Origin of the sequence: Parabacteroides sp. PM6-13 (assembly GCF_029892605.1) — a bacterium.
Lineage (GTDB): Bacteria > Bacteroidota > Bacteroidia > Bacteroidales > Tannerellaceae > QVMG01.
The window spans coordinates 249,919-269,481 of record NZ_JARXWF010000006.1 but is presented as its reverse complement, the minus strand read 5'-3'; the positions used below and the strand labels follow the sequence as shown (position 1 = coordinate 269,481).

The following is a 19,563-nucleotide window of genomic DNA, read 5'->3' as shown; positions in this document are numbered from 1 at the left end:
CTCTACTGTTGCCAGCTCTTCTGATTTGGCTTCACGTTCCTCACCATAGAGATCTAACTCAGGTTGAATGGATAACTCTTTAGAGCGAATCCACTTTTTGCCATGAGATACTAGTTCTAATATCTCGGATTCATCTTTACTGGTACCAACTTTATACAGTTCTGTGAACCGACCATTGCTCTTATCAACGACAACAATCGTTGTACTACCTGATTTGTTTTTCCGTCTGCGTATAAACATAGCAGCGAATATAGTTAAAAAAAGCTTCGATTCACCCAAAATAGGGTGAAGCAAAAATGCAACCACTTATCTTCTTGCATGTTATAAAAAGAGGATAAATGAAGCGACGAAGTCAGGAAAGAGAGTCTCCGTGATAATATGACAAATCTTGAGATTGCCTTGAATACTCTTGCGGAAGCCTCTACTTCAGAAATATCAAAACAGAGAAATCCCAAAGGCTTTAAGCAAAGTGCTGCTACTGCAAAAAGTGGTGGTAGTGTCGCTAAAGCAGCAAGAGATCAGCTTGAATCACAACTCGGACGCTCTGTTATCTCACCGGAGAAAGCTTCTGATTATTTGTTGCCGGAAAATGAAAAGCCGGATATTGAATGATCCGATCCGTATAGAAAGACGTATAGAAAGAAAAATCCCAACTGTTTCAGATACAGTTGGGATTTTTTTTTGGAGATTACGCGCTTTTAGCTATTATCTTTTGCGTTGTTGCTGTTGCTGTTGTTTTTGTTTGCGCAGAACCTCTTCTTGTTGTTTCTGGGCTTCTTCGAGACGCTTCATGAAGCTTGATTTCTTTTGCGGCTTCTTTTTGTTGGACTCAAGTTTGGCCAGAAGCTTCTCTTCGTTGATAAGGAAGCGGAAGGCGATGGTTTGCGCGATGGTCATCAGGGTGGAGATGAAGTAATAATAGGTCAAACCGGAGGCGTACTGGTTGAAGAATACCAGGAACATCAATGGCATGAAATACATCATCGCCTTCATACCCGGCATTTGTTGCTGCCCGGTATTGGTCATTTCCATATTGAACTTCGTATAGATGATCTGTGTGACAGTCATCAACAAACAGAACAAGCTGATATGATTCCCGAAGTAGGGAGTGATCAACGGAATATAGGTGTTCCAGCTCACGATCGCGTCGTAGGTTGAAAGGTCTTTTGCCCAGAGGAAACTTTCGTGGCGTAATTCAATCGCCGACGGGAAGAACATGAACAAGGCGATCAGGATCGGCATTTGCAGAAGCATCGGTACACAGCCGCTCATCGGACTGGCGCCGGCTCGGCTGTAGAGCTCCATCGTTGCCTTCTGTCTTTCCATTGCTTTGGCTTCACCCGGGTATTTGGCATTGATCTCTTCTACCTGCGGACGCAATACACGCATCTTGGCGGATGACATATATGATTTGTAGGTCAATGGGAAGATCACAATCTTAACCGCCAGGGTCAACAGGAAGATGATCAGTCCGTAATTGTTGAAGTAGCGTCCCAGGAAGTCAAACAACGGGATGATGAAATACTGGTTCACCCAACGGAAAACGCTGCTTCCGAGCGATACGATACGTTCCAGGTCGAGTTGCTGATCCTTAGATACCCCTTTGTCGTAGGCTTTCAATAAAGCATAGCTGTTAGGCCCGAAGTAATAGGTGAAGTCGGTCGACTCGCGTCCCTGTATATCAAAAGGTACAGCGGTTGTCGCTTTGTAGTTCTTCAGGTGTACATCGGAGTTCAGCATCTTCGATTCCAAGGTAGTACCTTCAAATCCTTCTCCATCAATGATCAAGACCGTAGAGAAGAACATATCTTTGAATCCGATCCACTTCAGGCGGTTGGATATCTTTTTGCTGTCGTTCTTCGCTTCGCTCAGTTTCTCCACATCGTCGGATATGAATTTGTAGTGGAGCGCGGCGTAGCGGTCTTCAAACTTACGCCCTTTTTCCTGCTGACGGATGTCCTGGCGCCATACCAGATCCAAGGCGGTGGTCGATGGCGACAACATACCATTCATCCCGACTGCTTTGATGGAATAACTCATCATGTAGTCGTCGGGTGTTAATGTATAGATGAAATCCAGGTAACTATCTGTATCCGTGGCCAGGCGCATGGTGATGCTATTCGGATCGTTTCCTTTTATCGGTGTAAAGAAGAGGTCGCTGGTATTTAAAATACGATTGCTGGCCGTGATTAGGGTGAAGTCAAACACGACCTCATCCTTGTCGAACAACACCAGTGGATCCCCATTGTAGTTGTCGTACTCTTTCAACCGGGCGTAGGCTACATGTCCCCCTTTATTACTCAGGCGGATCTCCACCTTCTCGTTTTCCAATGTGGCAAATCCTTCCGTACCTGACAGGGCATTGGCGAAAATACCAAAATTGTTTTGCAGGCGCACTTGTTGCAACGAATCGCTTGCTTCTGCCGAAATGGGATCAGCCTCTTTGGCTACTGCCTCTTTCTCTATTTCCACTTGTTGCAGATATTCTATCTTCGCGATAGAGTCTTGATATCTGCGTTGGGCTTCTATTTGTTCCGGGGTCGGCCGATTCAGCCAGCTGAAAACAAACAGGACCAGCCCGATCAATATAAACCCTAAAATTGTATTCTTATCCATTTATATTCTGTTGATGTATATTCAGTCTTTCTTTTGATTATCGATGGCTGCTTTCACAAAGTCGAGGAAAAGAGGATTCGGGTTTACCACCGTGCTGTTGTATTCCGGATGATACTGAACCCCAACATACCAAGGGTGTGAAGGCAGTTCGACTACCTCTACCAGGTTGGTCTCCGGATTTCTTCCCGCGCACAACATGCCGGCCTTTTCAAACGCGTCCTTGTATTCGTTATTGAACTCAAAACGATGACGATGGCGCTCCTGGATCAGTTCTTTTCCATAAGCGGCATAGGTTTTTGAGCCCTCTTTCAATACACAGTCGTAAGCGCCCAGACGCATCGAACCGCCCAGGTTGGTAATATTCTTCTGCTCTTCCATCAGGTCGATCACCGGGTAGGGGGTTGTCCGTTCCATTTCTGTCGAATTGGCCTCTTTCAAGCCTAAGACATTCCGGGCAAATTCGATCACCATGCATTGCATACCCAGGCAGATGCCTAAGAGCGGAATATTATTCTCACGCGCATATTTCAGGGAAGCCAGTTTACCTTCAATACCCCGTTGCCCGAATCCGGGAGCAATCAGGATGCCATCCATATCTTTCAATAGCTCGGCCACATTTTTATCGTTCACCTTTTCGGAATGGATTGTATGGAGATCTAATCGTCTTCCGTTGTAAATAGCCGCTTGCTGCAATGATTCGTCAATCGATTTATAGGCATCCTGCAGTTCGACATATTTGCCCACCAGCCCGATTTTTACATCTTTCTTAGCGGCCACCTTCTTATCGAGGAAGGCTCTCCATTGCTTCATGTCGGGGGTCGGACCTACTTCGAGTCCCACGCGTTGTAATACGATCTCGTCCATTTTCTGGCGTTGCAATACCAACGGTACTTCATAGATGGTCGGCACGTCGATGGATTGCATAACGGCATTCTCCGCCACGTTGCAGAACAGGGCTACTTTGCGTGTGATCGATTGGTTTAGTTCATGTTCGGTACGCAATACCAGGATGTCCGGCTGTATACCCAGCTCCTGCAATTGTTTTACGGAGTGTTGGGTCGGTTTCGTTTTGTATTCTTTCGCCGCGGCAATGTAGGGCACATAGGTCAGGTGTACGCAAAGGCAGTTTTTGCCCAATTCCCATTTCAACTGACGCACGCTTTCAATATACGGTAAGGATTCGATGTCCCCCACGGTTCCACCAATCTCCGTGATCACAAAATCAAATTTGTATTTTGAGCCTAACAGCTTCACATTCCGTTTGATCTCATCGGTGATATGCGGCACCACCTGTACGGTTTTGCCCAGGAAATCTCCCCGGCGTTCCTTATTGATCACACTTTGATAGATGCGACCGGTGGTAATGTTGTTCTCTTTGGTTGTTTGCACGTTCAGGAATCGCTCGTAATGTCCCAGGTCGAGGTCCGCCTCGTGCCCGTCGGTGGTTACATAACATTCCCCATGTTCATACGGATTGAGTGTGCCCGGATCGATATTGATGTATGGGTCAAACTTCTGGATGGTCACTTTATAGCCTCTGGCTTGTAGCAATTTACCCAGTGATGCGGAAACAATTCCTTTTCCTAAAGAAGAAACGACGCCCCCGGTAACGAAAATGTACTTTGTATCTGCCACGATAGTAATATTTTAGTTTCTTAATATGCTGTTTGTAGTAAAAGCGACAAAGTTAATTAATTTCATTTAGATAGCCCACGGTGTTGGGTTTAATTTATGCGAAAGAGGCGTGGAAAAATTGCGTGGCAGGGTATGAGTTAATAAGTAAATGAAGTTTACTCTTTCATTTTTTTTACATACTCGGAAGGACTTATTCCATATTCTTCTTTAAAGCATTGACGGAAATAACTGACATCATTGAAGCCGATCATATAGGCCGTTTCCGAAATATTATAGGTGCCCGATAGCAGAAGACGAAGGCTATTCTTCAGCCTGACTTTTCGTATAAATTCATTGGCAGAGATACCGGTAAGCGCTTTCACCTTCCTATAGAAAGTGGAGTGACTCATATTCATTTTATCCTTTAAAAAGGCAATGTCGAGTTTGTCCCAGTCCAGGTTCTCTTCAATGAGTTGAGTGATTTTGTTTAAAAACTTTTCATCCAGTGGGTTTATTCTCATTCCCTCTTCCGGATGGTCGGTTAAGGATGGTTTTATTCCATTCGAATGAGCGGAAACTATATTGGCAAGCCTTCGCCTGGATTCCAGTAGATTGTGGATACGGCTTAACAATAATTTGGCACTGAATGGTTTGGTGAGATAGGAATCCGCGCCGCTTTCATATCCTTCTTCTTTGTCGTGGATGGAATCTTTGGCTGTTAACAAAATGACGGGAATGTGACAGGTGCGTATATCTTCCTTTATCAGACGACAGAATTCCAATCCGTCCATTTCCGGCATCATGATGTCACTGACAATCATATTAGGAATCTCTTTTTGCGCTAACTGCAGCCCCTCTTTTCCGTTAGTTGCCACGTGAACGATATAATGGGGAGAAAGCGATGTGGCAATGTAGTCACGAATATCATCATTGTCTTCAATAACAAGAATAATAGGACATGATTCGCCTTCTTTTTCTTCCTGCTTTGTTTGAGTAGCCAGATCTTGTGTTACTTCTGATTCTATTTTGTTTTCTGCATGCAGGGCGTTTGGGTAGGTGTTTTCCGTTAACAAACGAAACCGAAATGTTGTTCCTTCACCCAAATGGCTCTCTACCGACAGGATCCCTTCATGTAATTCGACCAATGATTTTACAAGAGCGAGCCCTATGCCACTGCCTGATGCCTGATGTTTTCCTTTTGCCTGATAATACCTGTCGAAAATGTAGGGGATAGCCTTCTCATCGATCCCGTATCCCGTATCCCTTACTTCTATTTCCGTATATATATTGTTTTCCTCAGCAACAGAGCGCATGATGAGCTTGATTTCTCCTTCTGTTGTATATTTTATCGCATTAGATAATAGGTTATTCAAAATACTTGTCACCATATCGACATCGTAAAACAAGACAACCTCTTTTGTTTCAATTATTATCCGGAAATCTATTTTATCATTTTGATTAAGCTCTTTGTAGCGTAGACCGATCTCTCTCACCAACCGGCTTAAATCCTCTTTGCTGACTGTCAGCCGGCGGTTTTGTGTTTCTGTTTTTCGGAATTCGAGTATCTGGTTGATCAGGTTTAACAGTCGGAGCGCGCTGCGGTGTATGGTACTTATTTTTTGGTTATAAGGCGATGGCAAGCCGCGATCATTAATTAGATCTTCCAGTGGACCCAGAATTAATGTGAGTGGTGTGCGCAATTCGTGGGTCACATTGGTGTAAAAACGCAGTCGTTCATTATTCAACTCCTGCTTATTCAGGTTCTCTTTTCTTTCCAGTTCCAGCGAGGTTTTCAGATCTAATCTGTTTTTATACAGGCGAAGCAGGAAAAAGACCACCCATAGAAAGATCAGGAGATAAAACAGTTTGGCATACCAGGTAAGCCATAAGGGGGGAGTGATCAGAATAGCGACGGACGCCCTATGTGTTTCGTCCCATTCCTGATTCCTCAATTTGGCTTTTACATAAAATGTATATTCCCCCGGTGAAAGGTTCCGGAAGGTGATCTGGTTTTCCCCCTGTGTGTTATACCAGGCATTTTCCAATCCTTCCATCTTATAAGCGTATTCTACCTGCCGGCTTTGGGAGTAGTCGGGTACAGTGTAGGAGATTCGGAAGGTATTCCGGTCGTAAGGGAGGCGGATGCGCCCGTTCGATAAAGGGATAATATATTCATCGCTTCGGCTTTCTATCTGTTTGTTAAAACCTCTGCAATCGATGATCTGGACAGGTGCGACCTGTTGCACATTAGAAAGATCTCCGGGTTTGAAATAACATACACCGTTCAGCGATCCGAAGTAAATAGTTCCGTCTGGCGTGGAACAACTGGAGCCCTCAATGAAGTTTCCAGAGGGGATGCCATCGCGGAAGTCATAATTATCAAATGTCTGTTTCTTGTTGTTCCAGAAGGAGATACCATCGTTGGTGCTCAGCCATATATTGCCTGATTCGTCTTCAAAAAGAGCGCGTACGTGCGTTTCCGTGAGCCCCTGTTTATAATTGTATAATTCAAATTGATCCGGGTGGTTTGTGTCTTTAATATAGCCGATTCCATTACGTGTCGCAGCCCATATTCCTCCCTTCGAGTCTGTAATCAGGTGGCTGATTGAGTTCGAACAAAACCCTTTCTCGGTAGAGAGCGTTTCTACTAATTGGTTCTCCCGGTCAAAAATACAAATTCCACCTCCATAGCTTCCGACCCACAATTTGCCCTGTCGGTCACGTGTAATCCCATAGGTCGACCAATCCCGAAGTTGGCTGATAATATCCTCTTCTTTATATAATGTGCCTTGAAAATAGGAGTAGAGCCCATATTCTGCTCCAATCCACATCCTACCGTCATTGTCTTCATAGAAGGTAATGATATCCATATTTTCAATATCCAGTTCTATACGTTTGAATTGGTTATTTTGTATATTATAAGTCAATAATCCATCATCATAAATTCCCAGCCATAGCAATCCTTGCTTGTTACATTTCATGGTAAATACCTGGGCATAAGGCCTGTTGATGTGCTCGGTAATAGAGACGGCTTTTATTAGTGTGTTGTTTCTGAACAGAGCTATTTCATTCTCACTACCCATCCATACCTGGTGTTCTTTGTCGGAACAAATCCCCCATACTGGTTTGTTTTTGGGAATATCGCCTTTCTCGATATAGGGGAGAATATGAAATGCCGGTTGCTTGTGGCTGATAAAGTCTACACCACTGCTGTAGTTGCCTATCCATATATTACCAAACGAATCCTGCAATAGGCTTCTGATGTTGTTAGAAGAAGTACCCGTATTGTCACTTGAAGCAGAAATATTGAAAAACCGGACATTTTCCGGATTCATAAAACTAATATTGTGTAAATCCAATATACTGATACCACCAATATCGCAGGCTATCCATAAACTGCCATCATTCATTTCTTTGATGTTGTATATATGGTCTGCGATAAGCGAGTAGGGGTCTCCCGGGTCATGTTTAAAACATAAAAATTCATCTGTTTGCGGATAGAACAGAGCGAGCCCTTGGTTTGTGCCTATCCATATATTTTGCAGATGGTCGATCAGAATAGAATAAACACTGTGACCCGGCAAGCTTTTGGGATTATTGGGGTCGTGAAGATAGTTTCGTACTTCATGGGTTTCCAGATCAATAATCGATAACCCTTTTCGGGCATGCCCTAAATACAACTTGCCTTTCCCGTCATCGAATGAAGTCCAATGAGAATAGTTTGTTTCCTCTATATTACTGTCGGTAGAATAAGAGTAAAATTCTTTTTTCTTTCTGTCGTACAAAAAGAGTCCTCCGTTATGACTGGTTATCCAGATGCTGCTGTCTGTGGCATAGCATAGATGAGCTACATTTTCAATTTTCGGACTCCTCTCACTATCGTAGTTGTTAAACTCTTGTGTCTGGCAATCAAACAAGCTTAACCCACTTTTCGTGCCTATCCATAATTTATTTTCGGAAGGATCGTATAAAAGCGCATTTAGCGCGTTGCTGATTATATCGGATGTATTTTCTTCGTAGGTCGTAAAATGCTTCCCGTCAAAACGACTTAATCCTGATTCGGTCGCCACCCAGATACACCCTTGTCCGTCTTGTATTATATCTTTTACATAGTTATTCGATAGCCCGTCTTCAACGCTTAAGTGCTTGAATGAGTAGCTTTGCGCAACTCCTGTAATAGAGAACATTAGTAAGAAGAAGCAATAATAAAAGCAGTGCCGGTAAAACATAGGTGAATGATTTTAAAAACCATGGGATGTTGTCTATCTACAAAAATACAAGAAATACTTGTAAAACAGAAGCCGCATGAAAAAGAACCATCTTTTGGTTATAAGCGAACGTTTGATAATGTGTTGTGTTGTAGTGGTTTGAGTTCTTTATATCTTCTGTGATTGCCTATTTTACCCTTTAAGAATGCCTGATTTACCCGCTGTTTTATGGCGGAGGAAGAATCGATGGGTCGTATATCTTCATTTTACTTCTGATCTGACCTTTATTAAAGTTAAATGCTAAAATACAAAGTGTAAGCAAAATTAGCGTTTTGGTTTACAATATGATACGTTAAAAAATGTTTCTCCCGGGACTTTTTCTACAAACTCCTGCCATTTCGCGCGCAAACTCCCGCGTTTTTGTCAAAATGATAGTCGGGAATCCCCCAAAAAGGAAAGGAGCTTACGAATTGTAAGGGAACCGCAAAAAAGGGTTTATCCGGAGATACCAATACACCCGTTTTGAGAAAGACTAATTTGTCCTTGCTATTTGCTGAATTTACCATCTCCCCCCTTCATAACTCCTGCATAGCTTTGCCTCGGATATCGTTCCCTTGGAAAATGCCGGGCATGATAGCCTATTTATCAACCTAAATTTAGTACGAATATGCATTAGAGATCCATTGAATTTATTCAGAGAAAATTACTTAGTATTCATTCATTACTTTAAATCACAAATTACATGACAACAAAAAACTGCACTTTTCCATTAGATGCAAAAAGTGAGACAAAAAGGAAAAAACGTAAGATGTACTTCCTGGGTATGTTTTTTATGTTTTTTGCCGTGGGTGCATTTGCACAACAAACAACGGTTACCGGTATGGTGACTGATCCTTCCGGCGAACCGGTTATTGGAGCAACCATTCAGGAAAAAGGGACAACAAACAATGGAACAATTACCGATTATGACGGTAACTTCTCCTTGCGGGTACAGCCCAATGCGACCTTGATGATTTCCTACATTGGTTATAAAAATAGGGAAGTGAAGGCACAGGCTGGAAGCATGCGCATTGTTTTAGAAGAAGACAATCAGCTGCTCGATGAGGTGGTTGTCGTAGGGTTTGGTACACAAAAGAAGGTGAACCTGACGGGATCGGTAGGGATTGCCACGGCTAAGGATATTCAATCCCGTCCGGTAACAAATGCTGTGCAGGCCTTACAAGGGGTGGTGCCGGGACTGAAGATTACGACCAGCACCGGAGAACTCGATAAGACAATGGATATTGCGGTTCGTGGAACCGGTACTATTGGCGATGGTTCCAGTGGTAAACCTTTGATCCTGATCGATGGAATGGAAGGCGACCTGAATACCATTAACCCTCAGGATATTGAAAATATCTCGGTATTGAAAGACGCTGCCTCTTCTTCTATTTATGGTTCGCGCGCGCCGTTTGGGGTGATTCTTGTCACGACAAAGAGTGGACAAACCGGTAGAGTCTCGGTGAATTATAATAATAGTTTCCGTGTTGCCAGTCCGATCAATTTGCCGGAATCAATGGATTCGTATGGTTTTGCCAATTTCATGAATACGGCTATTATAAACAATGGAGGCTCTGCTAAATTTTCAGATGAAACAATGCAGAAAATGCTCGATTTCCAAGCGGGAAAACTTACCGGTGGATTAGATCCGAACCCTAACAATCCGAATGTTTGGAGTGATCCCTGGTCTTTAGGTTATGCCAATACTGACTTGTATGCGGAAACCTATAAATCGCAGGTGTTTTCACAAGAGCACAACCTCAGCGTGTCGGGCGGAAGTGAGCGTATGACCTATTATGCTTCGGCTAATTTTCTGGATCAGGGAGGTATGTTGAAAATAGGAGACGATGGTTTGAATCGTTTTAATGTATCCGGAAAAATAACGGCCACATTGACCGATTGGCTGAAGTTTAGCTATAGTACTCGTTTTACGCGCAATGACGTATGGCGTCCAAGAGCCTTCTCCGGTAGCTATTATAATTATTATGGCCGTCAGAACTGGCCGAATATTCCGATGTATGATCCTAATGGGCATATTTATGGAGCTAACGCATTAGCCGTAGCCAAGGGCGGCCAGCGTGAAATGGTGACAGACCGTACTTATCATCAGGGTTCATTCACGATCGAACCGATTAAGAACTGGATTACAAAGATAGAGTTCAATTACAGCACGATGAATAGCAACACCAAAGAGGTGACACTTCCTGCCTATGAACACCGTCCTGACGGAACAGAGAACAATACCAATGGTACCAGCTATTTATATCAGGACGATACCAAAGAAGACTATTGGAACCTGAATATTTATAGTGAATATTCTCATTCTTTCAACGATGTTCATAACTTCAAAATCATGGGTGGGTTCCAGGCGGAAGATATGCATCAACGTTTCTATTCGGTGAGAAGAGCGGGGATTATGTTTAATGACTTTCCAGAGTTCAACCTAACCTCCGGTTTGCAAGGAAACGGTAGTGCTTACGATTCGCAAATATATGGTTATCAGAATGAATGGGCTATTGCCGGATTCTTTGGCCGTTTGAATTATGATTACATGGGGAAATACCTGTTTGAAGCAAATCTTCGTTACGACGGTTCTTCCCGTTTCCGCCGTGGTAGCCGTTGGCAATGGGCACCTTCTTTCTCTTTGGGATGGAATATGGCACAGGAAGGTTTCTGGGAACCGTTGGTTGATACTGTTAATCAGTTGAAACTTCGTTTCTCATACGGGCAATTGAGTAATCAGAATACCAATACATGGTATCCGACCTACCGTACGATGACCATGCAATCGGGTACAGGAGATTGGCTACTGGGCGACGTTAGATCTTCTAAAGCTTATGTGGGAGATATGATCAGTCAGACAATGACTTGGGAATCGGTAGGACAATGGAATGCAGGTGTGGATTTTGGGTTGTTTAATAACCGTCTATCCGGTCAGTTCGACTATTTTATCCGTTACACGAAAGACATGATCGGTCCGGCACCTTCGCTTCCTTCCGTGTTGGGTATTACGCCTCCAAAAACGAACAACTGCGACTTACATACACAAGGATGGGAACTGTCGCTTACCTGGAGGGATCGTTTGAATAATGGATTGGGATATGGTATTACGGCAAGTTTGTCGGATCAGGATACTTACATCGACAGCTATCCGGGTAACCGGACAAACGCTATCCGGAGAACATTAGGGAACGGAGATGTCGGTGGACACTATATTGAAGGTCAGAAAGTAGGGCTAATTTGGGGGTATGAAACGGTTGGAATCGCAAAGACACAGGAAGAAATGGATGCGCATCTGGCAAGTCTTCCAAATGGCGGACAAAATGCATTGGGATCGAAGTTTGCCGCCGGCGACATCATGTATGCCGATCTGAATAATGATGGTAAGATCGATGGCGGAGCAGGTACCTGGGACGACCATGGCGACCTGAAGATACTGGGAGATGCGAATCCGCATTATTTCTTCGGATTAGACCTTACGGCAGACTATAAGGGATTCGATCTTCGTGCATTCTTTCAGGGAGTATTGAAACATGATTATTGGCCTGGTGGAAATGCCAACGATGGTAATGAAGGCCCGGGCGGTTATTTCTGGGGTGTTCGAGGAAACAAAAGCGAATGGCACATACGTGGATTCGTACAGCATGAAGATTATTTCCGTGCGGAAGAATCCGGATTAAATGGCAGGATTATTCCGGCCAATACGGATGCCTATTTCCCTCGTCCTATAGTAAGTAGTGGCGCTAAAAATCAACAGGTGCAGACTCGCTATATGCAGAATGCCCGCTATGTGCGACTGAAAAACCTGCAACTGGGATATACATTGCCGAATTCTTTGACAAATAAATGGGGTATTTCAAATTTACGTTTGTTTGTGTCGGGTGAAAATGTCTTTACACTGACTCCTTTGTTCGACGTATTCGATCCGGAAACATGTGCCGGTGGAGTGGGAGGTAATGCCTATCCATTATCAAGAACATGGTCTGCGGGTTTAAGTTTGACATTCTAATATTTAAAACACGAAGAAAATGAAAACAAAAATAGTTAATAAAATAGTCTTAATTATAGCTCTCTGTGGAGTGTTTGTCTCCTGCGAAGACTTTTTAGACAGAGAGCCTCTGTCGAATGTGGCTCCTGAGCAGTTTTTTGCCGATGCGTCCCAGGTACAGGCCTATGTGAATGATATTTATCCGAGGATCCTTCCTGCCAGTTCAGGCAACTCCTATGGTTTCTATGCGAATGATGCCGGTACCGATAATCAGGTTGGACTGACTCCTGCCAGCCGGTATACGTCTACGGATCTGAAAGTTTCCCAGAGCGGTGGAGATTGGAGTTTTGGAAATATCTATCGTATCAATTTCTTTTTCCCTTATGCCCTGGCACGTTTTGGCTCAAATATGGACGGTTCGGAAAATACAATCAATGGCCAAGTATCTTCCATTAAGCATTATATCGGAGAAATGTACTTCTTACGCGCGTTGGAATATTTTAAACGGTATCAGAAATTTGGTGATTTTCCTATTATAACAGAACCATTGACGGATGATTTTGATCAACTGGTAGAGCAAAGTAAGCGTATGCCGCGAAACGAAGTGGCTCGTTTCATATTGAATGATCTGGACTCAGCTGCCTTATTTATGTCGGATGTTGATTTGGCAACTGTTCGTATTAACCGTGATGTGGCTTTGTTATTGAAGTCCCGCGTAGCTCTTTTTGAAGCTACCTGGTTGAAGTATTTCAAAGGAACGGCATTTGTGCCTAACGGCGAAGGCTGGCCGGGTAAATCAAAGGATTACAATGCCAATTACCAATTTCCCAGTGGGAATATTGATAATGAGATCAATTATTTTCTGGATATAGCCATGTCGGCTTCCAAAGAGGTGGCTGAGAAATATAAAAATAAGTTGACTACCAATACGGGTATCCTGCAACAAGAGGCCACAGCACCGGCTAATCCCTATTACGATATGTTTGCTTCCGAAGACTTGTCGGGTTACGCAGAGGTGTTGTTATGGCGTGATTATGCCAAAGATGTACTCGGTAATGACATTGCTTTGGCAGCAAACCAAAGTAATTGGGGGGTAGGTGTAACCCGCGCTTATGTACAAAACTTTTTGATGGAAGATGGAACACCTGTCTATGCGCATGGTTCTTATATGGAAGGTGATGGATATTACAAAGGCGATCAAACGGTGGCCGACGTGGTGGTCAACCGGGATTCCCGTTTGTCTCTTTTTCTGAAGGTAGGCGGACAAAAGAATATTTTAGTAGAATCGCAAACCGGTCTCAATATTAACTTCGAAGAGCCTAATCCGGAAATCACGATCGGTTATGACCAGCGTCGCTATACCACAGGCTATGCTTTGCGTAAAGGAGGAGCTTTCGATAGTAAGTATTATATCCAAAACAAGGGGTATATAGCTTTCCCGGTTTATCGGGCGGTGGAAGCTTTGTTGAACTATATGGAGGCCAGTTATGAGAAAGAAGGTGCCCTGAATGCCACAGCTCGTGAATATTGGCAGATTATTCGCCGTCGCGCTAATGTGAGCGACGATATCGATAAGACAATAGCCGCGACGGTAATGAGTAAAGAGGCTGAAAATGACTGGGGAGCCTATTCCGGAGGAAATATTCTTTCAGATGCCACGCTTTATAATATCCGTCGCGAACGTCGTAGTGAATACTTGTCGGAAGGGATCCGCTATATGGATCTGTGTCGTTGGAGATCCATGGATCAGATGCTAACAAAACCGTATATACCGGAAGGTATGCACTTATGGAATACTCCTATGGAAGGGTGGTATGACGATTTGCTGGCCGACGGCTCTGATAAGGCGAATGTTTCTCCGAAAGAAAAGAGCGAATATATTCGTCCTTACCAGCGTACGGTAACACAGAGATGTTACAATGGTTTTGAATGGAAGATGGCACATTATCTAGATCCGATCAAAGCAGATGAGTTTCTGATCACTTCACCCGACGGAACAAGCCCGGAACAGTCGCCCCTTTATCAGAATCCTTATTGGCCGATGAGAGCCAATGAAACAGCAGAAAAGTAATATTAAGATAAAAAGGGAATAGATTCTTTAAGAAAACCATTCCGGAGTATTCCGGAATGGTTTTAGTATATATACTCTATTCTTCCAAATTTTCTCTATCTTTACGGGGATTCCTTTTTAAAAAAAACTATTTTAATCACATAAAACAGCTTCCTATAGTATGAAGCAAAACAATAAATACATATGAAAAACTTGAAAAAGATCATTGGAATAGTATGTCTTTTACATACTCTATCTGTTTATGCGCAGAATCCAATATCATTTCCGGGAGTCTATAATGCCAACCCGGAAGCCCGCGTTTTTAGTGACGGACGTATCCAAAGGGGCTAATCAAATTGATCCTGCTGTTTTCATTGATGATGACGGCAAAGGATATTATTACTGGGGACAATCCAGCCCCAAAGTAGCTCGGTTGTCAGATGATTTGTTTATTTTAATAAATAGAATATGAAAAGAATACTATTGATTGGGATCGCTTTATTGGTTGTTTGCGGTAGTTATGGGCAAAACAGGACTCTGTCGGCTGTGCAGGTGGGCGATCGGATAGATGTGAGTGTGGGGAATCAGTTTTTTACCAGTTATCACTTTGCGGAGAACGAGAAATATCCTTTCTTTTTCCCGGTGAATGGGCCGACCTCGGGTGCCGGCGTCACCTCTATGCGCAATGGGCAATACCCGCATCATAGTTCTCTCTTCTTCGGGTGCGACCGGGTGAATGGCGGTAACTACTGGCAGGAAGGGCTCGATCGCGGACGTATTATTTCTGTTGGCGCTCGTATTATCGAGGCTAAAGGCAAGCGGGTAGTGATCGAAGATGAATGTATCTGGAAACGCCCCGATGCCGAAGCACCTGTTATTGATCGTCGCCGGATCATTATATCTTCTCCGTCCAAGGAGTTGTATCAGTTGGATTTTGAGGTGGAGATGGAAATGCTGATGGATGTGACTATTCAGAAAACCAATCATTCATTGTTTAGCGCCCGTATCGATGCGGATCTTTCGGTCACACAGGGAGGTGTGATGATCGATTCGGAAGGAAATCAGGGAGAAAAAGGGACTTTTGGCGTTGCTTCCGCCTGGATCGACTGCTATGGTGAACGGAAAACGGGCGTAGAGGGGATCGCTATTATGCAGCATCCGTCGAACAGGTGGTATCCTTCGCCCTGGTTTACGCGCGACTATGGTTTTATATCACCCACCCCCATGTATTGGCCGGCCGACGACAAGGCGACGAATCTGTCGAAGGGTGAGACAATTAAACTACGCTATCGGGTATTGGTGCATAAAGGCACGCATACGGATGCCGATATAGCGGGCAAGTTTCAAAAATATACGCATGAATAATGCTTTATAATTCCACTTTCAATTTCCCGATGGCTTCGCTTTGCGCTTTCATTTCGCCATCGACAAAGACCATCAAGCCACGTCCTTTTCCGTATTTTGTGCCTTCCCGGTCGTATAATACGGTGATGGTTTTTCCTTTATAATTCAAGCCGTCCAGGCAGAACCAATCCCAAGCCTTGTCGGGAATCAGGGGGTTGACAACAAGCGAATTGTCATCCTGCGTCCGGATGCCTACCAATCCGGAGATAAGGTTGTCGCAATAGGTCGAATGGTTGTAGTCTTTTCCTCGTTCGACGCCTCCTTTTTCATCCGACCAGGTGCCCTCTTTCCAGGTTTTCAGACGTGTGCGCGAAATCCAATCGCCTGTATATGGGTTCTGATTTTCATCAATCCAGGGGAGGATATTACCTTCTTCATCTACGATTCTATGCGAGAGGCTGTATTTCACAAACGGTTCGTAATAATCCGCTTTGGTTACAACGTCCTGTTCGTAGTTATTCAACAGATTGGCAAGCGCGGTCAATGTAACAGAGGTGGAGTAGGGCCAGACCGGGCCGTTCCATTGACATTCGTGTCCTTTGTAAGTGATGATAAACCGGGGATGAGATTGTTCGGCTGTTGTCAGACCATAGGGGGCGTTAAATCCGTCATTCCGTTTGATATATTCCCAGGCCTTTTCATAGCCTTTCCCTTCGGTCGGCAGATTGAAATACCAGGGAGTATAACCATGCTGTTCCCTGACATCAACCCATTGATCGTCTTTCTCCGAGCGTGTTTTGAAGAACGTGGCTTTTTTGTCCCACAGTCTTTTCAAAACCAGGTTTTTAATTGTATCTGCTTTCAAGCGATAGGTTGTTTGAATCTCTTTTTGACCAAGCTTCTCTGCCATCTTAGCAATGGCCATGGCATCGCCATACATATACGAGTTGATTGTCGGTCGTTTGCCGCTTCCGCCAATTTGCATTTCCATGGCATCGCGGTCGTCGTATGTGCTGAATAAGCCGTCGCTGTTTCTTCCGATAAAGTGGCCATGATGCTGCCAACCCTTTTCCCATGCCTGGTAGTTGGTGATTAAATCGGGTAACAATTCCAACGCAACCGAATCTTGTGTTACATTAAAATACTCCCACAAGGCGTTTGCGGCCCAAAAGCTATACATGCGCGGATTTCCTTCGGTAAACCAGAATTTGGCATACGCATGCAGAAATTCATTGTTCTTCAACCAACGTCCTTCATAAAAATGATGCCCTGCCGCACAGGATATCGAATTGTATTTCCCTGCCCAATAGACCGAAGGCAGGAACTCTGAAATGATAAAGCCGGTTGGCGTTTGTTTTATATGCTTGCGGAAGGTCCACCAACGAAAATAATAGGTCGTTTCAATCTCTTTATCGGGACACTCGAAAAACGGGATGTTCTTCTCCAGAAACTCCCAGGCGTTTTGATTGGGAATATACTGAGGATGGAGTTCGTCATCATTTTTGTTGAACTTTTCGATGTAAAACCGGAAATCAGCCGGGTTTAAGACGATGTGATCCTTAGCATGGTTTCCCTTTTCATAGATAGGACTTTGCCCTTTTCCAGCTTTGGAAGGCTGTGGCGTTTTCCCATTTACTTCGTTAATCAATAGATTATCAAAATAGGGTGTACTCAATCTCTCTTTTTCTGCACCGGTTAAGATTCCGGCCATGCCTTTTTCATAGAGAGAATCGGTTGCCTGTAATACCTGTTTGCCATCGATGAATCCCGTCATGGAAGATCCTTCGAATCGGAGTTTCAAGTTATACCATTGTTGGGCTTTCACGTTAGGGAGTTGAATTGTGGCAAGCACTTTCTCGCCTCCTTCGCCTTCGTCTTTTCCGCTCTTGATGATGGCCTGTTGTTCGGCGTCACCCACCAGTTCTTTCTTGTTTATTTTACCCCGGACAACCACCAGACTGCAATTTCCATTCTCTTCGAGTTGCAGGTAATAGCCTTTGGGTATGAATCCATATCCTGTGCCTACATGATTGACACGGCCCATAAGCGCCGCGGCATCGCCGGGATGGAGGTAGATATCGGCACTGACTTCATAATCCTGCCAGTTCTCATCGCCTATAATGCTGTAGGGTTTCCACCCCGGTGCCCAGGAAATGGGAGGCACGCCTACTACCTGGCGCAGGCATTTTCCTTCACTGTCGGGACGGTCGACAAGTTCAAACGTTCCGTATATGTCGGCCATGTAGCGAGGCAGATAGCCCCACTGTTCCGGTGAGGTGTATGGCTCGAATGTTTCATAATAAGGGAATGGGAAAGGTTTCGGTTCGGGAATATTTTCGAAAGAACCTTTCTGTTGACCGGTGGTGGTAGAAATGGAATAGACGGTTTGCTGTTCTAATGTGATGGTGAAACTATTGTTCACCGGTGTAATATCCGCTTGCCGGACAAACTGTTCTTTTTCGTTACTGCTCCATACACAGAGGGTTTTCGCAGGCAGTTCGCCCGATAGATGAAAACGAAGTTGCTGCGGGGCTTTGGCCTCTTTGGTTTCGATCATGATACTGTAATCGTTCGATGGCGACTTCAGGGTAACCAGGCTGCCTCCTCCTGTCAACGCCGTGCATGCCCCGTTGAGGTATTCCCAACCGATTTGGGAGAATTGTCCGTAATGGGCATATCCCCACAAGGCCTGACGGACTTTGTAATGGCCACTCCAGGGTTGATAGGCCAATACCGTGGGAGGATCTTCCGAATAGGGTTCGAGTGGGTAAATGCCGGCGATGTCATACCAGTTCACAATCTTCGTGGCTCCGTTACGGATATAGTTATTGTTGAAACATTCTACTAAACTGATCAGGCAGTCGAATCCCTTTTTGTACACATGATCTTCCGTGTTCCAGATGGGTTTCCCAAGCTTCTCCGCCATCTCTTTCTCCTCTTCTGATACGGGGTCACCTTCATAAAAGACATGTCCTCCGATAATATCGATCGCGTCGCTAAGCTCTTTGTCGGTAAGCATATCTTTTACAAAGTCTAATTTCCCTTTAGGCCAATGGTCAAACGCATGCAGTTTGATATGCTCAAAGCCATTGTCATTAAGCGTTTTCCGGAATAGTTTCGCGAAATCGTAACTCGCCCCTTTCTCATTGCGGCAACCGATGGCAGTAAACTCCAGCCCATACACATCGCGAAGCCCTTCCAGCCATTTTACATAGTAGTCGGCAGCATCCTGCGACCAGAACGTGCCGTCTCCAATCCATCCCGGAGCGCTCCAGGCGGTACCGTCGAGCGTCAGGTTGGGATTGCGCTTTTGGGCTTCACGAAGTATCCACCAGGTGTAGCCGCGCGAATAATTCAGGTCGTCCCGTGTGTGCATATGACTAGGCATGGAGCCTTGTGTTGAATTGCCGTCGCCGGGTATCTCCACGAACAACGCACTGACGGATGCTCCGAACATGGGTTTGTAGACCATGTCGAGAATCTGGCTTCGCTGTGGTTCCGGATAATCCTTGAGAAGAACAGAAGTGGCTCCTCCACCGTTAACCAATCCGACTCCATCGAAACGTTTTCCTCCGGCCTGGCCGTTCAATTCGATTGTTTGAATCTCCTGTTGACGTGATGCCTTGTCTTGTCCGCCTGCCGGAGAAGACAAGAACAAAGCAGCGATGATAGCTAATGTGAAGTGTCTTTTCATATTTGTTCTT

General features: G+C 44.4%; 7 protein-coding genes and 2 pseudogenes. 4 read left to right on the top strand and 5 right to left on the bottom strand.

The window, feature by feature from the left end; genetic code table 11:
- Window positions 1-306 (bottom strand): annotated as a pseudogene (locus M2134_RS08055) (hypothetical protein); the annotation flags it as partial.
- A 45-nt stretch (window positions 307-351) separates the two neighbouring features.
- On the opposite strand from M2134_RS08055, the pseudogene M2134_RS08050 reads away from it, so the two are divergent.
- Window positions 352-612 (top strand): annotated as a pseudogene (locus M2134_RS08050) (hypothetical protein); the annotation flags it as partial.
- A 93-nt stretch (window positions 613-705) separates the two neighbouring features.
- On the opposite strand, the gene yidC reads toward M2134_RS08050, so the two are convergent.
- From yidC to M2134_RS08035, 3 genes are all read right to left on the bottom strand, one after another.
- Window positions 706-2,616 (bottom strand): membrane protein insertase YidC, encoded by a 1,911-nt coding sequence (gene yidC / locus M2134_RS08045; RefSeq protein ID WP_280751787.1) that lies wholly within the window; start codon window positions 2,614-2,616, stop codon window positions 706-708.
- Between the two features lie 21 nt (window positions 2,617-2,637).
- On the bottom strand, window positions 2,638-4,251 hold the full coding sequence (locus M2134_RS08040; protein ID WP_280751788.1) for a CTP synthase: 1,614 nt from the start codon (window positions 4,249-4,251) through the stop codon (window positions 2,638-2,640).
- A gap of 155 nt (window positions 4,252-4,406) precedes the next feature.
- Window positions 4,407-8,459: a hybrid sensor histidine kinase/response regulator transcription factor gene (locus tag M2134_RS08035; protein ID WP_280751789.1), complete on the bottom strand. Its 4,053-nt coding sequence runs from the start codon at window positions 8,457-8,459 to the stop codon at window positions 4,407-4,409.
- A 787-nt stretch (window positions 8,460-9,246) separates the two neighbouring features.
- Between M2134_RS08035 and M2134_RS08030 the strand changes: the two genes are divergently transcribed.
- The 3 genes from M2134_RS08030 (at window position 9,247) to M2134_RS08020 (ending at window position 15,880) form a co-directional block, all read left to right on the top strand.
- On the top strand, window positions 9,247-12,486 hold the full coding sequence (locus tag M2134_RS08030) for a TonB-dependent receptor (RefSeq protein WP_280751835.1): 3,240 nt from the start codon (window positions 9,247-9,249) through the stop codon (window positions 12,484-12,486).
- Between the two features lie 19 nt (window positions 12,487-12,505).
- On the top strand, window positions 12,506-14,536 hold the full coding sequence (locus M2134_RS08025) for a RagB/SusD family nutrient uptake outer membrane protein (protein WP_280751790.1): 2,031 nt from the start codon (window positions 12,506-12,508) through the stop codon (window positions 14,534-14,536).
- A gap of 447 nt (window positions 14,537-14,983) precedes the next feature.
- Window positions 14,984-15,880 carry a PmoA family protein gene (locus tag M2134_RS08020; protein WP_280751791.1) on the top strand — a complete coding sequence of 299 codons (897 nt, stop codon included), beginning with the start codon at window positions 14,984-14,986 and terminating at the stop codon, window positions 15,878-15,880.
- 4 nt (window positions 15,881-15,884) lie between these two features.
- Here the strand turns inward: M2134_RS08020 and M2134_RS08015 are convergent, their stop codons facing one another.
- On the bottom strand, window positions 15,885-19,553 hold the full coding sequence (locus tag M2134_RS08015; protein WP_280751792.1) for a glycosyl hydrolase family 65 protein: 3,669 nt from the start codon (window positions 19,551-19,553) through the stop codon (window positions 15,885-15,887).
- Window positions 19,554-19,563 lie beyond the last annotated feature (10 nt).

Bases quoted from the DNA above. Each gene is read 5' to 3' on its own strand.
- M2134_RS08020 (WP_280751791.1), top strand. From the start codon at position 14,984: ATGAAAAGAATACTATTGATTGGGATCGCTTTATTGGTTGTTTGCGGT.
- M2134_RS08015 (WP_280751792.1), bottom strand. From the start codon at position 19,553: ATGAAAAGACACTTCACATTAGCTATCATCGCTGCTTTGTTCTTGTCT.
- yidC (WP_280751787.1), bottom strand. From the start codon at position 2,616: ATGGATAAGAATACAATTTTAGGGTTTATATTGATCGGGCTGGTCCTG.
- M2134_RS08030 (WP_280751835.1), top strand. From the start codon at position 9,247: ATGTACTTCCTGGGTATGTTTTTTATGTTTTTTGCCGTGGGTGCATTT.
- M2134_RS08035 (WP_280751789.1), bottom strand. From the start codon at position 8,459: ATGTTTTACCGGCACTGCTTTTATTATTGCTTCTTCTTACTAATGTTC.
- M2134_RS08025 (WP_280751790.1), top strand. From the start codon at position 12,506: ATGAAAACAAAAATAGTTAATAAAATAGTCTTAATTATAGCTCTCTGT.